This is a genomic window from Blautia fusiformis (assembly GCF_020686995.1).
GTDB classification, from domain to species: domain Bacteria; phylum Bacillota; class Clostridia; order Lachnospirales; family Lachnospiraceae; genus Blautia_A; species Blautia_A fusiformis.
Genome location: NZ_JAJEPT010000003.1, coordinates 160,948 through 184,970 on the forward strand (window position 1 = coordinate 160,948; position 24,023 = coordinate 184,970).

A 24,023-nucleotide genomic window follows, 5' to 3' on the forward strand; every position below is an offset into this window, starting at 1 on the left:
TGATCTTTATATTATTTCCGCAAATTACGGCAGCTGTTACAGCTGTTTTTTTAATCCGGTTTTTCTTGCTGCAAGGTTTAATGGTGTGATCACTACGAGAACGATGACAGCTGCAACACCGATCTGGACCAGGTTTCCCGGGATGGAAGATACCGGTGCCAGTGGATTTCCATAGATGATAATCTCTGCAATGTAGTATCCTGCAACCTTGATCACACAGGCTGCGGCAATGGCGATCACATACCATTTCATGTTCTGGTGCCGGTGATCCTCTGTGAGCTTACCTACTGTGAAGCCCATGATCCCTACAATAATAAGAGTAAATGGTGCCCACAGGGTCCAGCCGGAGAGAAGGTCAAAGAGCCCCATTCCGATCCCACCGGCAATGGCTCCGGTTTTCTTTCCAAATAAAATGGCACCGATGAATAACGGCACATTTCCAAGGTGGATCAGTCCGCCGTTGGCTGCGATCGGAAGTTTAACATTAATAAATGCGGTGAAGATATAAGTCAGTGCAACAAATGCGGCTGTAATGGTGAGAAACTGAACAGATGAAAGCTCCTGGTCAGTTCTCTGAGATGTCTGAACTGCTTTTTCCATAGTGATAGATCCTTTCCCGAAAACATCGATGTATGGATGTCCTCTTTTCATATATTTTTGGTTGGGTATACTTTACAACATGAGTGTACATGAATAAAGACACAATTATAGAAAAAAAAGAGGGGACAGATTCAAGGAGATATTTGTCATTAAAACAGGAGGTTTACCTGGTGGGGAATAAAACAGAGTTTTCATAATGAAGGCGTAAAACGGGAAATACAGGGTCAGCATAGGAAGAGAATAAGATAGGTATATCTGGGAAGATTATAATGTTAGAAAAATCCTGTACGGAGCAGGATGTCTGCTTACGGTTCACTGGCAATGTCCCGCGAGATGTTTTTGTGAGTGAAGGTCACAGAAAACCCGAGACATATTCATAAAGTACAGGGAGAAATCAATTGACAAAGCTGTAATAAAATCGTAAACTATAGCAAAGAGTGTGTTCAGGAGTGAATGTTCCGGACACACTTTGTGACTGATGATGATTATGAGGAGGATACTATGAAGAATAAAAAATTTATTGCACTTTTAGCTATGACTGTTGCTCTTTCTGGTGTCATGACGGCATGTAGTTTCGGAGGAGGAAAAGAGGACAGCGTGGTTGTGGAGTCTACTCCTACTCCGACACCGGCGAAAAAAGCGAAGGTTACACCGACTGTTGCAGCAGACGCACAGAATACAACCTATACATCCAAGGATAAATCCGTAGCGATCAAGCTTCCAGATGCAACCTGGGCCAACAAGTCCGATGAGACAGATATGGTAAGCTTCGAGTCTCCGGACCAGGGCAGGATCCTGATCCTTCACGGCTCCGGTGCAGATCTGGAATCTGCAGTGATCCCGAACTCCCAGGATATGGCAGTTTCCATGACACAGGCAGAGAACATGGTAAATGGAACCGATTTTGAGATCCAGGATTACAAGGCAGATCAGAAAGACGGAATCAACATTTATTCTTATACTGTGAAATATAAGGATACGACCAAGAGTGACGGTTATGTATATGCTATCAATAAATACTTTGTAAGTGACAGCGAGTATTACAGCATTGTGGCCTCTGTTAAAAAAGAGGATGCTCTGAAAAAGGTTCAGGAGTCTGTCGACAGCTTTGCGATCCTTGGTGATTCCACTCTGAAGAGTGCGGCAAATGGTTCCGCAGCCAAGACTGCCGGTAAAGGTAATGCAGCAGCTTCCTCTGACGGAAGTGCATCTGCAGATGGTAATGCAGCAGCTTCTTCTGACGGAGCAGCAGATGGAACTACAGCTGCCGACGGAAGCACATCTACAGACGGAAGTGCAGCATCTGACGGAACATCTACAGACGGAAGCAGTACATCTGATGGTTCTTCCAATGGAACTGCATCCACTGACAGCAGCTCCTCCGGTGCTATCGTAAATGGCGGATTTACAGATGAGCAGCTTGGCAACACAGATGAGACAAGAACTATTTACAGAAACTCCGATGGTAAACCACGTGTTATCGTTCCGGACGGAAACGGTGCATGGATGGATAACGAAGGAAACCGTTTCACCTTCTCTTCTCAGTATGACTGTGATGTATATGAAGAGGATGGAACAAGCTTCTACTGGCACGGTGAGGCTGCAGACGTATACTATATGCCTGTACAGTAAAGCCTGGAGTAGCAGGAGATTCGGTTAGATAAGAATTCCGGGATCACAGCTTTTGTGGCTGCGGTCCCGGATTTTTTGTGTCATATTATGTCAGAGGCGTATACTTATACAGGAAGACATGGTATAATGTGAACGCTGCGGGCGATGGAACGCCCGGAAAATATTTGGAGGTTTTTATGGAAGCATACAGTGATTTCGCCAGAGTTTATGACATTTTCATGGACAATGTGGAATATGAAAAATGGGCGGAATATCTTATAGGAAGTCTTAAAGAATACGGAATTGAAGACGGGATCGTGCTGGAACTTGGCTGTGGGACCGGAGTGATGACAGAGCTTCTGGCTGAGTCCGGTTATGATATGATCGGTGTGGATAACTCTGAGGAAATGCTTGGCGAAGCCATGGAAAAACGTGCAGAATCCGGTCATGAGATCCTTTATCTGGAACAGGATATGCGGGAGTTTGAACTTTATGGAACGGTACGTGCTGTCGTCAGCGTCTGTGACTGTATGAATTACATCACAGAGGAGGATGATCTGCTTACTGTATTTAAACTGGTGAACAATTATCTTGACCCGGATGGAATTTTCATATTTGATATGAACACCCCGTATAAATACCGGGAAATGCTTGGAAATACGACTATTGCAGAGAATCGGGAAGAGGGAAGCTTTATCTGGGAAAATGAATTTGATGAGGAGACCGGGATCAATGTGTATGATCTGACTCTGTTTCTTCCGAGAGAAGATGGTCTTTATGAGAGAGACGAGGAAATTCATTACCAGAAGGCCTATGATCCGGAGAAAGTAAGGGAACTTCTTGAAAAGGCAGGCCTGATCCCGCTGGCGGTTTATGACGCATACACCAAGGATGCACCGAAGCCGGACAGCGGAAGACTGACTTTTGTGGCCAGAGAACATGGAAAGGAAATTCCGTCAGAAGAGAAATAAAGGAGGAAATTTTTTTATATGAGTGATTATATTGTAAGAGCAACAGCGGCAAACAGCCAGATCCGTGCATTTGCGGCTGTTACAACCGATATGGTGGAGACAGCGAGAAAGAATCATAACACCAGTCCGGTGGCAACAGCAGCACTGGGACGTCTCCTTACCGGCGGTGCTATGATGGGAGCTATGATGAAAGGAGAAAAGGATCTCCTTACACTTCGGATCCATGCAGGCGGACCACTGCAGGGAATCACAGTAACTGCAGATTCTCACGGAAATGTAAAGGGTTATGTGGGAAATCCGGATGTATGTATCCCGGCAAACAGTAAAGGCAAGCTGGATGTTGCGGGAGCTGTCGGCGTAGGCTTTATGGATGTGATCAAGGATATGGGACTGAAAGAGCCATATGTGGGACAGGTTGCTCTTCAGACCAGCGAGATCGCAGAAGATCTCACCTATTATTTTGCAACCAGCGAGCAGGTTCCGTCTGCGGTAGGACTGGGTGTGCTGATGAATAAGGATAATACAGTCCGTCAGGCGGGAGGCTTTATTGTACAGCTGATGCCTTTTGCAGAGGAAGAAGTGATCGCAAAGCTTGAGGAAAACGTATCAAAGATCGATTCTGTTACCAATCTTCTGGAGCAGGGACATACACCGGAAAGTCTTCTTGAAAGAGTACTGGAAGGCTTTGACATAGAGATCAATGATACACTGCCCACACAGTTCCATTGCAACTGCTGCAGAGAGCGTGTGGAAAAAGCGCTGATCAGCATCGGAAGAAAAGAACTTAATGAGATGATCCAGGAAGGCAAGGACATTGAGATGAACTGTCATTTCTGCAATAAGAATTATAATTTTACTGTGGAAGATCTTAAGAGGATCATAAGAGAGTGCAAGCGATAAAACTCGGGAGGAAGAAAAAATGAAGCATGGTTTTATCAAGGTGGCAGCGGCAACGCCGAGAGTTACCGTTGCAGACTGCAAGGCAAACGGAGAGGAAATCCTGAAGGCCATTCATGAAATGGAAAAGGAGCATGTCAAGCTGATGGTATTTCCGGAATTTTGTATCACAGGATATACCTGTCACGATCTTTTTCTCCAGAGATGTCTTCTGGACAGTGCGTGGGATGAGCTTCTGCATATTGCGGAGGAGACAAGGGAGACGGACGCCCTGATCTTTGTGGGACTCCCGCTGCGTCACAGAGGCAAGCTCTATAATGTGGCAGCAGCTCTGAATCATGGTCGTATCGTGGGATTTGTGCCGAAGACTCATATTCCGAATTATAATGAGTTTTATGAGCAGAGACAGTTTGCAGGTGCAGAGGAAGAAGATGTGGAATTTGTGGACTTCCTGAAGTGCGAGAAAAATGAGGAGGATGAGTTCTGGGATGAAATTCCTTTTGGAACAGAGCTGATCTTTGAATGTAAGGAATTTCCGGAATTCACTGTTGCAGCAGAGCTTTGTGAGGATCTCTGGGTCCCTGCGCCGCCAAGTATCCGTCATGCCGTCAACGGTGCGCATATCATCGTTAATCTTTCTGCCAGTGATGAGATGGTAGGTAAGGATTCCTACCGGAGAACTCTGATAAGCGGGCAGTCAGCACGACTGATCTGCGGATATATTTATGCCAGTGCAGGGGAAGGGGAGTCTACCCAGGATCTCGTGTTTGGCGGACAGAATATGATCGCAGAGAACGGTTCCATGCTTGCGGAAAGCAGACGCTTTGAGAACGGCATCATTTACAGTGAGATCGATGTGCAGAGACTGGCTGATGAGAGAAGAAGAATGTCCACGTATCCGGCAGTTTCTACATGCAGTCATACAAGAGTTGATTTTTCTGTAGCAGAGGAGGAAACAAGACTTACCAGAAAATATCCACAGTATCCCTTCGTTCCGTCTGTGAAGGAAGAGCGTGATGAGCGCTGCGAGGAGATCCTGAACATCCAGGCTATGGGACTTAAGAAACGTATGGAGCATATCCACAGCAGGAGTGCGGTAGTAGGACTTTCCGGAGGACTGGATTCTACCCTGGCGCTTCTTGTAATGGCACGTGCCTTTGACAGGATGGGAATGCCGAGAGAACAGATCCACTGTGTGACCATGCCATGCTTTGGAACCACAGACAGAACCTATCAGAATGCCTGCAAGTTAAGCCGCTGCCTTGGTGCAAGGCTTACCGAGGTAAATATTAAAGAGGCGGTAAATATCCATTTCCGGGATATCGGACATGATCCGGAGATCCACGATGTGACGTATGAGAACAGCCAGGCACGTGAGCGTACCCAGATCCTGATGGATACGGCAAACAAGGAAGGCGGCGTTCTTGTGGGAACCGGAGACCTTTCCGAGCTGGCTCTTGGCTGGGCAACCTATAATGGCGATCACATGTCCATGTATGGTGTAAATGCTTCTGTCCCGAAGACACTGGTACGTCATCTGGTACGTTATTATGCGGATACCTGCGGAGATGAGGAACTGAAGGAGGTTCTTCTGGATATCCTGGATACTCCGGTAAGCCCGGAGCTTCTTCCTCCTAAGGATGGCAAGATCGCCCAGAAGACTGAGGATCTGGTAGGACCTTATGAGCTTCATGATTTTTATCTGTATTACATGCTGCGTGCAGGATTTACACCGGATAAGATCTACAGGCTTGCCTGCCTGACCTTTGATGGAATTTATGATAAAGAGACAATCCTGAAATGGCTGAAAACCTTCTATCGGAGATTTTTTGCCCAGCAGTTCAAGCGTTCCTGTCTGCCGGATGGCCCGAAGGTAGGTAGTGTGGCACTTTCTCCAAGAGGAGATCTCAGAATGCCAAGTGATGCAAGTGTAAGGATCTGGCAGGATGTGCTGGAGAAGATTGAAATCTGAACGCAGATCGCAGAGCGGAGAGCTTAAGTGTTCTCCGCTTTTTTTACTGCGTCCGTGATAGCTGAAAGGAGTACCTGGGAGGTATATTTCCGGTCTCCTGCATACTGAATGTCTTCCAGGGACTGACTGGAATAGATCTGACTTGCCAAAGAATCCAGAACCGGTTCCATAAGAGGATAGGAAGCTTTTGTGGTTTCATTTAAATTCACCAGACGGATGGCCTTGATCCTGTCAGCATTTACAGTAACTTCCACATCGAAGGTATTCTCGTTCAGGGTGATGGAAGAGGTATAGACGCCCGGCTTATAGCGGGATTTTTCGCTGGCTGTATGACTGGCTTTTTTTCCGGGACCGAACATGAAGAAAAGAACGACAGCCAGAACGACAGCAAGAGCCAGAAAGACAGCTGTGTAAATGATCTCTTTCATATGTAGGACGATGATCCTGGTTTTGGAACTCATGGCGCACGCCTCCCAAAGCTTTTTATATAGTTTATTATCGGGATGTAGGATTTATGCCATAGCTGTGCGCAGGTTATCCGATACTGTGCCTGGAAAAATAAGGAAAAGAGCAGGCAGATATTTCAGAATATAGAGAACGACCGTTCTATAGGAGCAGAATTTGTGGTATGATAGGAATACTTCAGGCGCAGGATGGCGCCGGAATGACTGAAAATCTGCAAGTGATCGGGAGGATGAAGATGTCATTACAGTTTATCATAGGAAGTTCCGGAAGCGGAAAATCCTGTTATGCTTATCAGAATATCATAGAACAGGCGGGGCTGCATCCTGAGAAGCTTTTTTATGTGATCGTGCCGGAGCAGTTTACCATGCAGACCCAGAAGACACTGGTGGAGATGAGTCCGGGCAGGGGAATCCTGAATATTGATATCCTGAGCTTTGAGCGTCTTGCATACCGTGTTCTGGAGGAAGTTGGAGGAGACAGCCGCATCCTTCTGGAAGAAACCGGTAAGAGTATGGTGCTGCAGAAGATGGTACAGCAGCATGGAAAGGAGCTTTCCTATCTGGGAGGTCAGATGCGTAAAGCGGGATACCTGGATGAAGTGAAGTCTATCCTGTCGGAGTTTATGCAGTACGATATCCGGGACAGTGAGATCCAGGAGATGATCGAGGATTCCGGTGACAGAGCGTTACTTCAGATGAAGCTGAAAGACGTAGCTGTTCTTTACCAGGCATTTACCGGATATCTGAAGGATCATTATATGACAGGAGAAGAAGTAATGGATGCGCTGGAAAAAGCTCTTCCGTTTTCTGAAAAAATGAAAAACAGTGTACTCCTTCTGGATGGTTACACCGGTTTTACGCCTATTCAGATGCGTGTTGTGGGAGAACTTCTTGCTGTCTGTGAGAAGGTGATGGTAACGGTGACCATGGATGCGGATGAGAATCTGAGCATGAGAGGAAAACCTTATCAGCTTTTTTATATGAGCCGTCAGATGATCCACGGGCTTTCGGAGCTGACCAGGGAGATCGAGACACCGGTTCTTTTGAAGGATGTGGGAAAATCCCGCTTTTCCCAGGCACCTGCCCTTCATTTCCTTGAAAAAAATATCTTCCGTTACCGAAAAAATATATATAAAAAAGCGCAGGATGAGATCTGCATGTTTTCGGCAGTGAACCCGCAGAAGGAAATGGAAGAAGCTGCCCGCCGGATCGCCAGACTTGTAAGGGAAAAGGGCTGCCGTTACGGTGAGATCGCCGTGATCACAGGTAACCTGGAGGAGTATGGAAATCTTGCAAAGCAGGTATTTACAGCAGCAGGGATCCCGTATTTCATTGATGAGAAGCATACGGTCCTGATGAATCCGTTTGTAGAATATTTCCGGGCAGCACTTGAGATGGCAGTGCAGGATTTTTCCTATGAGAGTGTATTCCGTTATCTCCGGTGCGGAATGTCCTGTGTGACCAGGGAGGAAGCAGACCTTCTGGAGAATTATGTGCTAGCTCTTGGTATCCGTGGATTTAAGAAATGGGATGAAGTGTGGGTGCGTATTTACCGGGGAATGCCGCCGGAAAGCATTCAGAGGCTTAATGAGATCCGGCAGCGGTTCGCAGATGAGACCAGAGAGCTTGCGCTAAGCTTTAAAGGTGGGAAAAAGACGGTGCGGGAATACTGTACTTTTCTCTACGAGTTTGCAGTGCGGAGCCAGGTGCAGCAGAAACTGAAGCATCAGGAACTGAAATTCAAGGAACAGGGCGACAAGGCCATGGAAAAGGAATATGCCCAGATTTACGGAATTGTTATGGAACTTCTGGATAATATGGTGGAGATCCTTGGAGAGGAAACCGTGAACCGCCAGGATTTCCGTCAGCTTCTGGAAACAGGACTGAACCAGGCCAAGGTGGCGCTGATCCCGCCAAGTATGGACCAGGTACTTGTGGGAGATATGGAGAGAACCAGGCTAAAGGATATCCGTGCACTGTTTTTTGTGGGAGTAAATGAAGGGAATATTCCGAAGAATACATCCGGTGGAGGAATGCTTACGGAGATTGACAGAGAATTTTTTAAAGATCAGGGGATCCAGCTTGCACCGGGGCCAAAGGAACTGATGAACATGCAGCGATTTTATCTGTATCTGAACATGACCAAGCCAAGAGAACTGCTCTGTCTGTCCTTCTGTCAGTCCGACAGCCAGGGAAAAGCCCTGAGTCCGGCCTTTCTTGTCAGTAATATCCGGGAGATGTTTCCGGAAATGGAGATCCGGCAGTGCGGAGATATGCAGGAACCTATGGAATTACTGGAGCTTCCGGGAATCAGCCTGGATTATTTCCTGAGAGGGCTTGCAGGAGAAGCTTACCAGGATAATGCGGTCTTCCAGGAACTGTACAGCTGGTATCTTCAGAGCCCGGAATACCGGATCCTTGTAAAAAAACTTACAGAGGCATCTTTTTCAGAACGACCGTCAGATAAGATCGGAAAAACAGTGGCAAAGATCCTCTATGGAGAAATTTCCCCGTACAGTGCTACCCGGCTGGAGCGTTTTGCGGCCTGTGCATTTGCACATTTTCTGCAGTATGGACTGAAGATTACAGAACGTGCAGAGTATGAGTTCCGGGCTATGGATATGGGAAATGTCATGCATATGGCACTGGAAAAATTTGCGGCGGAAGTCCGAAAAGAGGGACTGGACTGGGCAGAGCTTACGGAGGAAGAGCGAAACCGTATCATAGACAGCTGTCTGGATCAGGTTTCCGCAGATTACGGAAATACGATCCTTAAAAGCAGTGCGAGAAATGAATATATGATCGAACGGACCAGACGTATTTTGCGGCGTACCGTGTGGGCTTTGCAGGAACAGCTGAAGCATGGAGCATTCCGGCCGGAAGGATTTGAGGTGAGGTTTCAGGGCGGAAGGATCGACCGTGTGGATATCATGGAAGAGCCGGAGAACAACCGGGTCTATGTGAAGGTGATCGATTATAAAACCGGAAATACTTCGTTTGATCTGCTGGCGTTGTATCATGGCCTTCAGCTTCAGCTGATGGTCTATCTGGATGGAGCATTACAGGTGGAAAAAAGGAAGTATCCGGATCGCGAGATCGTTCCGGCCGGTGTGTTTTATTATAATGTGAAGGATCCTATGATACAGGAGAAGATCCATGCGGATATGGAAAGCATCAATGAGCAGATGCTGAAGAAAATGAAAATGAACGGGCTTGTACAGGCAGATGATAATATGAGTACCAAAATCGACAGCACTATGGCCTCCATACCGGTATCCCTGAACCGGGACGGAAGCTTCAGCAAAAGATCTTCTGTTGCCTCAAGGAAGCAGTTTGATGCTCTGGGAGCGTATGTGCGGAGAAAGATCTGTGACATCAGGGAATCGATCCTGGATGGAAATGCGGCAGTGGAACCCTATGAACTTGGAAAAAAGAATGCCTGCACATATTGTCCGTATCTTACTGTGTGCGGCTTCGACAGGAAGATACCGGGATATGAGTTTCACAGGCTGTCGTCCATAGAAGAAGATGCACTGTGGAAAAAGATCATGAAGGGAGAGGAAGAGAATGGCAGTGAAATGGACTGAAGAGCAGAAAAAGGTCATCACGCTCCGCGACCGGAATATTCTGGTCAGCGCAGCAGCCGGTTCCGGTAAAACTGCAGTGCTGGTGCAGAGGATCTTAAGTAAGATCATGGATCCTTTGAAACCGGTGGACATTGACCGTCTTCTGATCATGACATTTACAAGGGCGGCAGCGGGAGAGATGCGGGAACGTATCGAACGTGGACTGGATCAGGCACTGGCTGAAGATCCGGATAATGAGCATCTGCAGAGACAGATGACGTTGATCCATACGGCACAGATCACTACCATTGACGGCTTTTGCGCCTATGTGATCCGAAATTATTTTCATCTGATCGGACTGGATCCGGGTTACCGGACTGCAGATGAGGGTGAACTGAAGCTTTTGCAGGAAGATGTGCTGAAGGAGCTTTTTGAAGATCATTATGCAGAAAGAGAGGCAGATTTTACTGCATTTGTGGAATGCTATGCGCCAGGAAAAACGGATGAAGGACTGAAGGAACATGTGCTGGAGCTTTATAATGCTGCGATGAGTAATCCATGGCCCGAAAAATGGCTGGACAGCTGTGTGGAGAATTATCATCTGGATCCGGAAAAAGGTCTTGAGGGAACGCGATGGTTCCGATATCTGTGGGAGGCTGCAGACTGCGCACTGAAAGAAGCGGAAGAGCTTACAGAAACCGCAATGAAGACCTGTCAGCTCCAGGATGGACCGGAGCTTTATCTGGAGGCTCTGGAAAAAGATATGATACTGATCCGGCAGTTAAAACAACTGTCCGTTAAAAGGGATTATGATGAGATAGCGCAAAATCTCCGGAATTTGAAGTTTGCAAGACTTTCCTCAAAAAAAATGGAGGGAGTATCGGAGCAGCTGAAAAATCTGGTAAAAGCTCTTCGCGAAGATGCAAAAGATAATCTGAAGGAACTGGGAATCCGATATTTTTACGGAAATCTGGATGAGCTGACGGAACTGACAGAAGCATCTGCACCACCGCTGGAGATGCTGGTGAAGCTGACAAAGGATTTTGCAGAGCGTTTCCAGGCAAAGAAGCGTGAAAAAAATGTTCTGGATTTTTCAGATATGGAACATTTTGCCCTGGATATCCTTCTGAAAAAGGAAGGAGAAAACTATGTGCCCAGCCAGGCGGCAAGAGAGCTTTCTGAAAAATATGATGAGGTCCTGCTGGATGAGTATCAGGACAGTAATCTGGTCCAGGAGATCCTGATGCAGACAGTTTCCGGCTGGGTCAATGAACGTAAAAATATCTTTATGGTAGGAGATGTAAAGCAGAGCATCTACCGTTTTCGTCTGGCCCGTCCGGAACTGTTCATGGAAAAATATAAGAGCTATTCGCTGGAAGACAGTCAGGAACAGCGGATCGACCTGCACAAAAATTTCCGAAGCAGACCGGAAGTCCTTGAAAGTGTCAACTTTATTTTCCGGCAGATCATGGGGGAAGATCTGGGAGGAATTGCCTACGACGAGGCGGCAGCTCTGTATCCTGGAGCTTCTTTTCCGGAAGGCCAGGATCAGGAATTTGTAAAAACAGAGATCCTTCTTGTGGATAAATACAGTCCGCTGCTGGAAGATGAGGATGAAGAAGTAACGGAGAATGAGAGAGAGCTGGAGGCTCTTGCCATTGCAGGAAGGATCCGATCTATGGTAGGGCATGAACGGGTGCTGGATAAGGAAACGGGAGAGTATCGACCTCTTCAATATGGAGATATCGTGATTCTGCTCCGATCTGCTTCAGGCTGGGCAGAAACCTTTGGGGAGGTATTGAGTGCAAGAGGGATACCGGTATATACGGCATCCAGAACCGGATATTTTTCTGCAACAGAGGTTGTGACACTGCTGAATTATCTCCGGATCCTGGATAATCCGCTGCAGGATATTCCCATGACCGGCGTACTGCGTTCACCGATCGTTGGATGTACCACAGAAGAGCTGGCTGAGCTTCGGATCGCATATCCGGAAGGAATGATCTATGAATGTGTGTGCAGGTTTGTGGAGGATTACAGAGAGCATGGGAGCTTTGAGGAAAACAAAAAAATCCTCGGGGAGAAGCTGTCCTGTTTTATGGACACTATGAATGCACTTCGTGATAAGGCGGCTTACACGCCGGTCCATCAGCTGATCCTGGAGGTACTTGCACGCACCGGATATGGAGACCATGCAAAGGCAATGCCAAATGGTGAACAGAGGAATGCAAACCTGAACATGCTTGTGGAAAAAGCAATGGAATATGAGAAGACAAGCTATCGAGGTCTTTTTAATTTTGTAAGATATATCCAGAAGCTCCAGCAGTATCAGGTGGATTACGGGGAGGTAAATCTTTCCGGAACCGGGGAAAGTGCGGTACAGATCATGACGATCCACAAGAGTAAGGGACTGGAGTTTCCGGTAGTGTTTGCAGCAGGAATGGGAAAACGTTTTAATTTCCGGGATATGAACGCAAGTATCCTGATCCATCCGGAGCTGGGGATCGGTGCGGATGCGATCCTGCCGGAGAAGAGAATCATCGCTCCATCCCTGTGCAAGCAGATCATACGGAGAACGCTCCTGATGGAAAGCCTCGGAGAGGAGCTGAGGGTACTTTATGTAGCGCTTACACGTGCAAAGGAAAAACTGATCCTCAGTGGAACTATTGGAGCCTTGCGTCCGGAATTGGAAGAATTGTCCGCATTAAGGGATAGTGAGGAACCATTGCTTTCTCTGGGAAGAAGGCTTTGCGGGAAGACTTACTGGGATTATGTGCTTCCGGCACTGGTAAGACATCGTTGCATGGCACCATTATTTCATGAATATGGCATCTTTATGAATACCGCAAATCCTCTGTACAAAGATCCGGCAGAATTCATAGTTACAAGGGTCACAGCACGGGAACTGACAGAAAGTGAGGTTATGGAACAGGCGGAGCGGGAAATGAAGAAGGAAACACTGGAGAACTGGGATACGGGTAGAGTTTTTGACAGTGAGATCCGGGAGGAGATCCAGAGACGTTTTTCCTTTGTATATCCATATCAATATCTGGAAGATCTTCCTGTGAAGGTCAGTGTATCAGAACTGAAAAAGCGAAGCTACCACAGTGAGCAGGATCTGGAAGAAACGGTGGATTATGAGACGGAAGAAGAGATCCAGCCGCTGGTTCCCCGATTTATCGAGGAGAAGAAAGAGGAAGGATATACAGGGGCACTTCGTGGAACCGCTTATCATCGTGTAATGGAATGCCTGGACTATCAGAAGACAGCAAACAGGGATGAGATCCGCAGACAGCTGAGAGAATGGGTTGACGCCAGGAAGATGGAAAGAAAAGAGGCTGAGTCGGTCCGGGTAAAAGATGTCTGGAATTTTGTGGAAACACCTCTCGGACAGCGGATGAAAGCAGCTTCAGAGAAGAGACTTCTGTTCAGGGAGCAGCCTTTTGTGATCGCAAGAAAAGCTTCGGAGCTTGATCCGCAGTGGCAGTGTGAGGAAAATGTTCTGGTACAGGGAATCATTGATGCGTATTTTATAGAGGATGAAGAAATCGTTCTGGTGGACTATAAAACGGACTTTGTGAGACGTGGAGAAGAAAAGAAGCTGATCGACCGTTATCATGTACAGCTGGAGGATTACGCCCAGGCATTGGAACGGATGACAGGCCGGAAGGTGAAGGAACGGTATATTTATTCGTTTACTCTTGGAGAAGCGTTCAGTCTCTGATCTGAAAATGAAAAGATATGTTAATGTGGGCAGATATCCTGCGGCGGAGAGGTTATACTCTCCAGCCCGCAGGATATTTGTTTTTCAGGATTCCGTTTACAAGCTTTCCGAAGCCGAGAGGATAACCGTCCACGCAGAGAAGATGCCAGCCTTTTTTGTGAGCGGCCTCTTCTGGCTCGATCATAAGAGTTTCGCCTTTCAGATAACGGGTAAGCCGTTCATCAGAAACCGGCAGGGAGATAACTGCTTCCACATCTCCTTTGTGAAGCGCCAGCGCCAGAGGCTGAGACGGCTCAAAACGGTTTTTCTTCAGATCACCCAGGTAGAGGCCGTTTCGAAGAAAGGAGATTCCGCGGAGATCCAGCGGGAAGGGCAGCTGATAGTATACTTTATCTTTGCGGACTTCCACACGGTTCCAGTCAAATTCCTGACCGCCAATGGTTTTCAGGCCGATCTCAGAGAAAAATTCCTCCAGCCATTTCCGGGTATTTTTGTCCGGTCCTTTTGCGGAAAAGCGGAAAACAGGTGGAAGAGAGTCACCTTTTTTGCAGAACAGGGCGAGAAAATGACCTTCGCCATCCATTTTGTGTGGAAAGATTCGGACGCATTTTTGAAGTTCTTCCGGATTAAATGCATTTAAGCTTAACGCGATTTCGGAATCGTAAGTGTCTGCTGTGCCGGCATATTCCGGGCGGCCGCTGGAGAAGCCTTCATATCCTGGCATTTCCATAAGTTCCATATCCGGGCGTTGTCTGAGAAGATAGGCTACCACTTCTTCGTCTTCACATGGGGAAAAAGTGCAGGTGGAATAAAGCAGCATTCCGCCCGGACGGAGCATATCGGCAGCTTTTAAGACCAGGTCTTTCTGGATATCAGAAAGCTCAGCAGATTTTTCCGGTGTCCAGTCGCGGGCAAGGGCTTCCTCTTTTCGGAACATGCCTTCCCCGGAGCATGGAGCGTCCAGAAGGATCTTATTGAAGAAAGCAGGAAAACGCTGGGCAAGTTTGGCGGGCTTTTCGTCGGTGACGAGCATATTTTTCATGCCAAAAAGCTCCAGATTCCTAAGAAGGGCTCTGGCTCTGGAAGTACTGATATCGTTGGCAAGGAGAAATCCGGTGTCATTTAAGGCTGCACCCAGGGCAGTGGCTTTTCCTCCGGGAGCTGCACAGAGATCCAGGACAAAATCTCCAGGTTCGATAGGAAGCCTGGAAGCTGGTGTCATGGCACTTGGTTCCTGAAGATAATAAAGGCCCGCCTGGTAGTAAGGACATCGTGCAGGGCGGCTTTCCTCCTCGTAGAAGTATCCGGTATTGATCCACGGGATCGGCCGGATAGGGAAAGGGGAAAGCGCCTGAAAATCCTGGCAGGAGAGCTTGGCGGTGTTTACACGTAGACCGTAGGTGCGGGGATTTTTGTAGCTTTTCAGGAAAGCATCATAATCATCTCCCAGCATTTCTTTCATACGCTCCAGAAAAGGAAGCGGTAATGTCTGTATTTTATCTGAATCTGTCATAATTTCCTCCATAATATAAACTTGACTCTCTCGGATATTGTGTGAAAAGAGTGGTTTCCGAAAAATATTATAAAGTATAGAGGGATTTTTCTAAATACTATTGACAAAACTATATTATACGATATATAGTATTATTCACAGAACAATATTACATGACTTATCATGTGAGCGTTGGATCGTGAAGTGATCGCGTTCATCAGCATGTAGTAAGACGGAATGTGAATGTCCGTTTTACAGGTCATAGAGAGGTGAGCAGATGGTATTTAATACAGGAGCAGCCCTCCTGGATGCGATCGTCCTAGCTGTTATTTCCAGAGAGAAGGACGGTACCTACGGGTACAAGATCACCCAGGATGTGCGAAGTGTTCTGGAGGTTTCAGAATCTACGCTGTATCCGGTCCTTCGCAGGCTTCAGAAGGATGAATGTCTGGAAGCCTACAATATGGAATATGCAGGCAGAAACCGGAAATATTATAAGCTGACAGATAAGGGCGCAGCGCAGCTGAATCTTTACAGAAGTGAATGGGAGATCTATTCATCCAAGATCACCAGGATGTTTGAGGAGGGAGTTTGATTATGAACAGAAAGCAGTTTATGGAACAGCTTGAACGGCTGCTTTCCGATATTTCAGAGGCAGAGAGACAGGAAGCACTGGAATATTATGAAGGATATTTTGATGATGCAGGTCCTGAGAATGAAGGAGAAGTGATCCGGGAACTGGGAAATCCGGGGAAAGTTGCTGCGATCATTAAGGCAGATCTTCAGGAGAACAGTGAAGATTACGGGGAATACACAGAGAACGGATATCAGGATACCCGTGTGAAAGAGAACGGGGAAATGCCGGACCATTATACAGAAGTAACCGTATACGGAAATGGACAGGGAGAGGCCCATCGTGATACGGGAAATACAGAAAATTTCGAAGACCGCAGGAAAAGACGTGCCCAGCGCGGCTATCACGCAGAGAAAAAGCAGAATAAGGCAGGAATCATTCTTGCGCTGATCGTTCTTGTTTTTGCGGCTCCTCTGATAAAAGGATTATTTGGCGGAGTACTGGGGATTTTGGTGACACTGGCATTGCTGCCTTTCCTGCTGACATTTTTTGCAGGAGCGGGATCGATCATCCTTGTGATCGGTGCAGCTGCGTGCATTGTTGTTGGGATTGCCATGACGGTGTCTCTTCCGCCGGCCGGGATCCTGACTATCGGTATCGGATGCCTGATGATGGCACTTGGACTTTTGTTACTGTTACTGACGGTGTGGTTTACAGGTAAGATATTGCCTGCGATCCTGCGGAAATTTACGGGATTCTGCAGCAATCTCCTGAATGGAAGAAAGGCGGAAAAAGTATGAAACGTTTTCTGAAGGTAATTCTGATCCTTGCAGCAGTATTCGGTGTGGCAGGCCTGGGACTTACTGCCGGCGGAGCTGCCATGGGAGCGACTATGGGAGATGTGAGTGTTCTGGATCAAGGAATCACGCAGGTGCTTCGTGTTCTGGATCATGAAGACAGCTGGGAAGTGGAAGATTCCGAGGAAGATATGGATGAGCAGGAGGACGATTTTCAGGCAGCTGCAGAGAGCGCGGTAACTGAGAAGGGCGTTCTGGCAGACAGTGCAGACAGTTCCGCATATACGAAAGTATATGAGGCCTCGGCTGTGTCAGACCTTTTCTGTGATCTGAGATACGAAGAACTGGTTTTGAAAACATGGAATGAGGATAAAGTCCAGGTGAAAGTTTCAGGGAAGGATCACAATCGCATTCAGATCAGCAATAACAACGGTAGTCTGAGAATTGCAAGCAATCAAAAAGTGAGAAACCGTTCCATAGAAATTTTTTGCCCGGAAAACTTAAGCTTTCAGAAGATAAAACTTCAGATGGGAGCCGGAACCATCGAACTGGATGGTGATTTTAAAGCGGAGCAGATGGAAGTAAATGTGGGAGCCGGAACCATTGAAAATTCCGGCAGCCTAGATATAAAGGAAGCAGACTTTACAGTCGGAGTGGGAACTGCCGACATCAGTGAAATTCAGGTGGAAAAATTAAATGGCAGCTGTGGCATGGGAAATATGGAGCTTACACTTACAGGAAAAGCAGCTGATTATAATTATGAGCTGAAATGTGGTCTTGGAAATCTGGAGGTGGATGATTCTCTGGAAACCTCCATCACTTCCGGAAATAAACAGATCACAAATGAAGGTGCTGCGAAAAATATAAAACTGGATTGCGGAATGGGAAACGTTCAGGTTGAATTTGAAGAAGATTAAAGGAGAAAGCATTATGAGCAACAAAAAACTTTACAAATCATCAGTAAACCGTATGTTATGTGGTGTCTGTGGCGGAATTGCAGAATACTTTGATATCGATCCGACTCTTGTCAGGCTGGTATGGGTGATCATCACGCTGATGGGCGGAGCCGGAATCCTGGCGTATATCATTGCAGCGATCATTATCCCGGATTAAAAATGACAGTATCTGTAAAGGACGGACATATTTTTCAGAATGCATAATTTCTCCGAAAATTGTTCATACTCCATAAAAAAGATGAGGAGTGTGGAAGATGAACAGGGAGAAAGAAGTAAAGGCATATCTTGAGGGAAAGCTTTCCCAGGCGGAAAAACTGAAATACGAGATTGCCGATGAGATGGGAGTTCTGGATAAAGTGATCAAAGACGGGTGGAAAAGCCTTTCTGCAAAAGAAACCGGACGGATCGGTGGTCTTATGACAAAAAAGAAGAAACATAAAAAGTAAAATACAGCCTGAAGGAACAAGGCGAAATGACGCCGGAAAAGTCCTTCGGGCTGTATTGAATTATAAGAAAATTTTTCTGAAAAAAAGAAATTTTTTTGACGGTTCAGGGTGGACTGACCAGTGGAAAAGAGCTATACTGTTGGAATAACAGAGGAGGTATGAATGAACATGGGTGAAAAAATTAATAACATTCTAAAGGGTGAGATCATCTCCTCAGTATTTTATATACTGCTTGGACTTTGCCTGATCCTGATCCCCACGCAGACGGTGGATGTGATCTGCAAAGTAGTATTCGGGCTGATCCTCATCGGAGTTGGCATTTATCATATTTATATTTACATACGTGGAAAAGCGAAAGCTACGATCATGGATCTTCTAAGTGGTGTGGTTGTTTTTGTACTGGGTGTGTTTCTTTTTATGACACCGTCCATCGTGATCAAATTGCTTCCATGGATGCTCAGCGCATTTGTACTGGTTGACAGTCTGTGGAAGTTTAAAGGAGCTTTCCTTCTGAAAAAAGGAGGAAACGGCGCATGGAGCGTGCTTTTGATCGGAAGTCTTGTTTTCATTGTACTTGGAATCGTGATGCTGTTTGGAAGATTTCCGAAGATCATGACTCTGCTGATCTTTTCCGGCTGGGTGCTGGTGTGTGACGGAGCTGCGGATATCGTATTCTATACTATTATGAAGCTGGGGCTTCGGAAGATTGCAAAAAAAGCAGAGACAGAGAAGGAAGATTCTGGTGCAGACAGTTCAGATGCTGTAAATGAAACGGCAGATATGGATATGCCAAATGATACAAAAACCCAGGATGAAAACGCGCCAGGTGAGCAGCAGAGCGGGAATGAAACAGAATATCCAACAGACACAGACGGATATTCTGCGGACAGAAAAGAGACAGAAGAATCGACAGAACCGGAAGAAGAGCAAAAGCAGGAGAATTCCCGCTGGGAAAAAGAACCGGAGGATGTGGAGATGAAGCTCTGGGATGTAGGCAAAGACCAGGCGGAAACCGGCAGCCTGAAGAATCTTCTGGATGGTTCCGATGAAGACCTGGAAGAGTGGAAGGACTGACCCTTCTCTTGCATCATCTGTCATTCCGTGGTAAGATGTGCACATGAAAAATACAGATAAAAACATAAAGATACTGATGATGGATTTTTCCGGAATATATGAGGATCAGCAGTTCTGGAGGGGAAAAGAAGTATCCCGGGTGGAGGCCAGGGACATTCCCGGAACCAACTGCTACTGCGATGAGGATGCGATGAATACCATTCGCAGCCGTATTGCCCCTTATTCTTCCGGAGGGATCCATTTTATTGATTCCGGAAACTATCACTATATGACAAGGATCTGGCTGGAAAAGATATCGGAGCCTTTCTCGCTTCTTGTATTTGACAATCACACGGATATGCAGCCGCCGGCATTCGGAGGTCTGCTTTCCTGCGGAGGATGGATCTACGATTCTGTCATGGAACTTCCATTGCTTAAAAGAGTGATCCTGATCGGCCCGGATGAGGAGGCTTTTTCCAGAGTGGAATCGGAGATTCAGGAAAAGGTGGAGTTCTTGAGCAGAGAGAAGCTTCTGGAAATGGAAGAAGCGCAAATGTGTGCGTTTGTAAGTGAGCATGTGGGAAAGCTGCCGCTGTACATTTCTGTGGATAAAGATGTTCTCTGCAAGAATGATGCGGACACGAACTGGAGCCAGGGAGACATGCGCCTGAATACTCTGCTGGAATGTCTGAAGAGGGTCAGAGAAATATGTGCAGAGGGAATCCGGGGCGTGGATATCTGTGGTGAATGTGATGTGGCAGAATCTGGAAACAGCGCCTTGAATGACCGGGCCAATGCTGCTTTGCTGGAGTGTTTTCTGTCCGCATACGGGAGCGAAGATCATGACGGAAATAAGAATGAGATAACAGGAGGAAACCGATGAAAAATGAACTTCTTACCATCGGGCCATTTACGGTATACGGTTATGGTCTGATGATCGCCATTGGAATTGTGGCAGGCTGCCTGACTGCAGAATACAGAGCCGGAAAACAGAAGCTTGACAGTGAACAGATCTTTCCAATGATCCTGTGGTGCCTGGTAGGGGGATTTTTCTGTGCAAAGCTTCTCTTCTGGATCACAGAGTGGAAATCAATTGTTCAGGATCCGAAATTTATAATGGAAACTTTAAGCTCTGGTTTTGTGGTGTTTGGCGGTATCATCGGCGGGATACTGACGGGGCTTTTGTACTGCAGGATCAGAAAGCTTGTATTTTTTAAATATGCAGATGTGATCCTGCCATCTGTGGCATTGGCCCAGGGATTTGGACGGATCGGATGTTTCCTGGCGGGCTGCTGTTATGGAAAAGAGACAGAGAGTATTTTTTCTGTGATATTTCAGAATTCTGAATATGCGCCCAATCACGTGGCGCTGATCCCGACGCAGTTGTATTCCAGCGGACTGGATTTTCTGCATTTTCTTCTGTTGTTGCTGATCGCACGGAACAAAAAAGAAGATGGTCAGGTCACTGCCTGTTATCTGATCTTTTATAGCATTGGACGGTTTGTAATCGAGTTTTTCCGTGGGGATATTATCCGTGGAAGTGTGGGGATTTTGTCGACATCCCAGTTTATCAGTATTTTTACCGGGATTGCGGGAATCGTGCTGCTGACATTGATCAGGAAAAAAAGAGACAGCAAGAGCTGCGTTTAAATGAATCAGGGAAGTTCCATGTATCAGGAAAAAGTTGGACAATAGTGGTATAAGGACAGGCTTTCGCTGCATACATCTATGAAAAAGGCGAAAGCAGGCCTGTCATGCTCAGAAAAGAAGATTTTGAACCAAATATGAAAACAGAGGATAAGATCCCCGGAGCGCAGACGGAAAATCCGGCACAGAGTCAGCGCTTCGGGGATTTTATCGTGAAATATATGCAGGATGTCCAGGATACTATGGAACTTTTCCCGGGGACATCTTTTCAGGCAATCAATGAAATTTTCGGTGTTCTTTATGTTCCGCTGGAAAGTATGGGAGAGATCGAGGTCACGGGAATCTCCTATAATTCAATCCCGAAATGCTATACCTACATGGATATGGAGGCAGCAGGGAAATCAGGAATCAACAGGCTGCACGATCACCCCTATCTGAAGCTGCGTGGAAAAGGTACTGCGGTGGCGGTGATCGATTCGGGGATTGATTATCAGAATGAAGTGTTTCGAAATGCAGGCGGCTCCAGAATCGCTTATTTATGGGATCAGTCCATAGAAGATGAAGAACAAAATCAGTCTGGGCGGGAATCGGAAGCTGAAAATGGAGATGCAGATAATTTGCCGGAAGAGGGGGATGATATAACAGATACAGAAGTTCCATATGGCAAATTATTCCGGAAAAAGGATATTGACCGGGCACTGGATTCCGAGGATCCGTTTGCCATCGTGCCATCCAGAGATACCAACGGCCATGGCACGGCACTGGCAGGTATTGCTGCCGGAAATATGGTACCCGGAGAAAATTTTACCGGAGCAGCGCCGGAGGCAACCCTGATCATCATCAAGGTAAAGCCGGCAAAACAATATCTCCGGAATTTTTATCTTTATCCTCCGGAGGCAGAAGCTTTTCAGGAAAATGATGTGATGATGGCCATTGCTTTTGCGATTACCCAGGCCAAAAAGCTGAAGATGCCACTTTCTATCTGTCTGGGAATCGGAAGCAGCCAGGGCGCACATCTGGGGACCAATGCGTTAAGCCAGTATGTGGACTATGTGGCAAATTTTTCCCAAGTATCCGTATCTGTGGCAGCAGGAAACGAAGGAAATACCAGAAACCACAGTGCAGGCTTTTTTTCTCAGGGAAGGGAGCAGATCGTGACGGAGCTTCGTGTGGCGGAAGGAGAGCAGGGCTTTACCATGGAATTCTGGGGTGAGCCGCCGGAAATCTACGGGCTTTCCATTCAGTCACCTACAGGAGAGATACTGGAGGTAAGCAGCTCCATCGGTTTCAGGACTCAGGAGCTGTCATTTGTTTTTGTGGAAACAAAGGTGTATGTGAATTATATCCTGATCGAGCGTCAGACCGGATATTCGCTGGTGTATATTCGATTTTTCCATCCGGCGTCCGGTATCTGGAAAATTTTTACCAAGGCAAGAAATCAGCAGAACGTAAAGTTCCATATGTGGCTTCCTGTGGAAGGGCTGATCTCCCAGGATACTTATTTTCTGGAACCATCCCCCTATACTACGGTGACAGCGCCGGGAGATGCCAGGAACAGCATCACGGCAACCGCCTACCAGCACCGTGACGGAAGCATCTACATTGCAGCAGGCAGAGGCTATACGCCAGATGGCATGATAACTCCACATCTTGCAGCTCCTGGCGTTAACGTAAAAGTGCCGCTGGTACGAGGCGGATTTGGAACCCGCTCCGGAACCAGTATATCCGCTGCACAGACCGCCGGCATCGCGGCACTTCTGTTTGAATGGGCGATCATACGGAATAATCAGCCGTTTTTTACCGGGAGCAGCGTGAAATATTATCTGCAGAGAGGCGCAAGAAGAGAAGAAAACATGCAGTACCCAAACCCGGAGTGGGGGTATGGGAGGGTGGATCTGTATCATACCTTTGAGTTGCTGACGTGAGATGATCTGTTTTTTTGATCATGTATGCTGCTTATTATTTATATATAAAGAAAAAACGATTTCCCGGATCGCAGAAGAAACTCAATGGAAAGATGTATAGATATTACATTTGGAAAAGTAATAAAAGGATACGAAAGTACTAATTTTGGAAAAAATATTCATATAGATAATTCACTTTGTATCGTGTACTATAAATATATGGAAAAAATATATAATGATACAAAAGGGAGGATTTTACTATGGAGCTTTCAACTTTGGTAAAAATGTCAAACACTTACGGAAGCAATCCGGCTTATGTTCTGGCAGGAGGCGGTAATACTTCTGTAAAAGACGATACAACACTGTATGTAAAGGGATCCGGTACACAGCTTGCTACCATTAAGGCAGAGGAATTTGTCAAAATGGACAGAGCCCGTCTGAATGAGATCATGAAAACGGAATATCCGGCGGATGATGTGAAGCGTGAATCGGCATATCTTGCAGATGTAATGGCGGCAGTGACCGATGAGGATAAAACCAAGCGTCCCAGCGTGGAAGCGCTGCTCCACAATCTGTTTGCCTATACGTATGTCCTGCATGTTCATCCGACACTTATCAATGGACTGACCTGCGGAAAGGGCGCAAAGGCTCTTTGCGAAGAGCTTCTTGGAAAAGATGTACTCTGGATCGATATCTGCAAACCGGGATACACACTTGCCCGCATCTGCTTCGAGAAAATGAATGCCTATAAAGAAGAAACAGGAAAAGACGTGCAGATCCTTCTGCTTCAGAATCACGGAATTTTTGTTGCGGCTGATACTGTAGAGGAGATTGGCGTTTTATTCGATGGTGTGATCGGAAAGCTGGAAAAGCAGGTAAAGAGAACTGCGGATGTAAGTGATGCAGTTACACCTGAAAAAGAGCAGGCAGCACAGAAGCTTTCCAGTCTGCTTGGACATGCGGTGGAAGTCGTACCGGCTGCGGAGGCTGATAATTTTGTAAAAGACAAAACTGCTGCAGCACCTCTTCTGAAGCCGTTTACTCCAGATCATATTGTATATTGCGGACCTTATCCGTTATTTGTAGAAAATATTGATGAGGCGAAAAATGCGATGGATGCATTTATGACAGAGCATGATAAAGAGCCAAGACTGATCCTGGTACAGGGCGTTGGCGCATTTATCATGGAAGATGACAAAGGAAAGGCAGCAAAGGCACAGCTTCTGGTAAAGGATGCGATCAAGCTTGCAGTGTATGCGGAGAGCTTTGGCGGCCCGCTGCAGATGACCGATGAGATCACATATTTTATCACACACTGGGAAGCAGAAGCATACCGCAGTAAGAAATAA

General features: G+C 46.6%; 19 protein-coding genes. 16 read left to right on the top strand and 3 right to left on the bottom strand.

Annotation, left to right across the window (positions count from 1 at the left end; all coding sequences use genetic code 11):
* Window positions 1–36 precede the first annotated feature (36 nt).
* A complete protein-coding gene (locus tag LKD46_RS04270; RefSeq protein ID WP_227573851.1) occupies window positions 37–600 on the bottom strand; it encodes an ECF transporter S component in 564 nt (187 codons plus the stop codon).
* A gap of 501 nt (window positions 601–1,101) precedes the next feature.
* Here LKD46_RS04270 and LKD46_RS04275 point away from each other — a divergent pair.
* The 4 genes from LKD46_RS04275 (at window position 1,102) to LKD46_RS04290 (ending at window position 6,051) form a co-directional block, all read left to right on the top strand.
* The gene (locus LKD46_RS04275; RefSeq protein WP_227573852.1) at window positions 1,102–2,232 is read left to right on the top strand and encodes a hypothetical protein; all 1,131 of its coding nucleotides are present in this window, start codon (window positions 1,102–1,104) and stop codon (window positions 2,230–2,232) included.
* 176 nt (window positions 2,233–2,408) lie between these two features.
* Window positions 2,409–3,182: a class I SAM-dependent DNA methyltransferase gene (locus LKD46_RS04280; protein WP_227573853.1), complete on the top strand. Its 774-nt coding sequence runs from the start codon at window positions 2,409–2,411 to the stop codon at window positions 3,180–3,182.
* A gap of 18 nt (window positions 3,183–3,200) precedes the next feature.
* Window positions 3,201–4,082: an Hsp33 family molecular chaperone HslO gene (hslO, locus tag LKD46_RS04285; protein ID WP_227573854.1), complete on the top strand. Its 882-nt coding sequence runs from the start codon at window positions 3,201–3,203 to the stop codon at window positions 4,080–4,082.
* Between the two features lie 19 nt (window positions 4,083–4,101).
* On the top strand, window positions 4,102–6,051 hold the full coding sequence (locus LKD46_RS04290) for an NAD(+) synthase (RefSeq protein ID WP_227573855.1): 1,950 nt from the start codon (window positions 4,102–4,104) through the stop codon (window positions 6,049–6,051).
* Between the two features lie 23 nt (window positions 6,052–6,074).
* Here LKD46_RS04290 and LKD46_RS04295 read toward each other — a convergent pair whose 3' ends face one another.
* Window positions 6,075–6,512 carry an FMN-binding protein gene (locus LKD46_RS04295; RefSeq protein WP_227573856.1) on the bottom strand — a complete coding sequence of 146 codons (438 nt, stop codon included), beginning with the start codon at window positions 6,510–6,512 and terminating at the stop codon, window positions 6,075–6,077.
* Window positions 6,513–6,679: 167 nt separating this feature from the next.
* Between LKD46_RS04295 and addB the strand changes: the two genes are divergently transcribed.
* A complete protein-coding gene (addB, locus tag LKD46_RS04300; RefSeq protein WP_330639276.1) occupies window positions 6,680–10,102 on the top strand; it encodes a helicase-exonuclease AddAB subunit AddB in 3,423 nt (1,140 codons plus the stop codon).
* Window positions 10,083–13,805: a helicase-exonuclease AddAB subunit AddA gene (addA, locus tag LKD46_RS04305; protein WP_227573857.1), complete on the top strand. Its 3,723-nt coding sequence runs from the start codon at window positions 10,083–10,085 to the stop codon at window positions 13,803–13,805. The genes addB and addA overlap by 20 nt, the downstream gene beginning before the upstream one ends.
* A gap of 52 nt (window positions 13,806–13,857) precedes the next feature.
* On the opposite strand, the gene LKD46_RS04310 is transcribed toward addA, so the two are convergent.
* Window positions 13,858–15,318, bottom strand: a complete 1,461-nt coding sequence (locus LKD46_RS04310; RefSeq protein WP_227573858.1) for an RsmF rRNA methyltransferase first C-terminal domain-containing protein — start codon at window positions 15,316–15,318, stop codon at window positions 13,858–13,860.
* A 256-nt stretch (window positions 15,319–15,574) separates the two neighbouring features.
* Here LKD46_RS04310 and LKD46_RS04315 point away from each other — a divergent pair, with 256 nt between their 5' ends.
* The 10 genes from LKD46_RS04315 to LKD46_RS04360 all read left to right on the top strand — a co-directional run bounded on the left by LKD46_RS04315 (window position 15,575) and on the right by LKD46_RS04360 (window position 24,023).
* Window positions 15,575–15,892 carry a PadR family transcriptional regulator gene (locus LKD46_RS04315; RefSeq protein ID WP_015527209.1) on the top strand — a complete coding sequence of 106 codons (318 nt, stop codon included), beginning with the start codon at window positions 15,575–15,577 and terminating at the stop codon, window positions 15,890–15,892.
* Between the two features lie 2 nt (window positions 15,893–15,894).
* The gene (locus LKD46_RS04320) at window positions 15,895–16,671 is read left to right on the top strand and encodes a DUF1700 domain-containing protein (protein WP_227573859.1); all 777 of its coding nucleotides are present in this window, start codon (window positions 15,895–15,897) and stop codon (window positions 16,669–16,671) included.
* Window positions 16,668–17,585, top strand: coding sequence for a DUF4097 family beta strand repeat-containing protein (locus tag LKD46_RS04325; RefSeq protein ID WP_227573860.1), 918 nt, complete (start codon window positions 16,668–16,670; stop codon window positions 17,583–17,585). The genes LKD46_RS04320 and LKD46_RS04325 overlap by 4 nt, the downstream gene beginning before the upstream one ends.
* A gap of 13 nt (window positions 17,586–17,598) precedes the next feature.
* Entirely contained in the window at window positions 17,599–17,781 is a 183-nt protein-coding gene (locus tag LKD46_RS04330) for a PspC domain-containing protein (protein ID WP_021977077.1), read from the top strand.
* Between the two features lie 97 nt (window positions 17,782–17,878).
* Window positions 17,879–18,070 (top strand): alpha/beta-type small acid-soluble spore protein, encoded by a 192-nt coding sequence (locus tag LKD46_RS04335; protein WP_015527205.1) that lies wholly within the window; start codon window positions 17,879–17,881, stop codon window positions 18,068–18,070.
* Window positions 18,071–18,238: 168 nt separating this feature from the next.
* Window positions 18,239–19,144: a DUF308 domain-containing protein gene (locus LKD46_RS04340; RefSeq protein WP_227573861.1), complete on the top strand. Its 906-nt coding sequence runs from the start codon at window positions 18,239–18,241 to the stop codon at window positions 19,142–19,144.
* A 43-nt stretch (window positions 19,145–19,187) separates the two neighbouring features.
* Entirely contained in the window at window positions 19,188–20,006 is an 819-nt protein-coding gene (locus LKD46_RS04345) for an arginase family protein (RefSeq protein ID WP_227573862.1), read from the top strand.
* Entirely contained in the window at window positions 20,003–20,773 is a 771-nt protein-coding gene (locus LKD46_RS04350; protein ID WP_227573863.1) for a prolipoprotein diacylglyceryl transferase, read from the top strand. Before LKD46_RS04345 ends, LKD46_RS04350 begins: the two co-directional genes overlap by 4 nt.
* 104 nt (window positions 20,774–20,877) lie before the next feature.
* Entirely contained in the window at window positions 20,878–22,695 is a 1,818-nt protein-coding gene (locus LKD46_RS04355; protein ID WP_227573864.1) for a S8 family peptidase, read from the top strand.
* A 239-nt stretch (window positions 22,696–22,934) separates the two neighbouring features.
* Entirely contained in the window at window positions 22,935–24,023 is a 1,089-nt protein-coding gene (locus tag LKD46_RS04360) for a class II aldolase/adducin family protein (RefSeq protein WP_110103225.1), read from the top strand.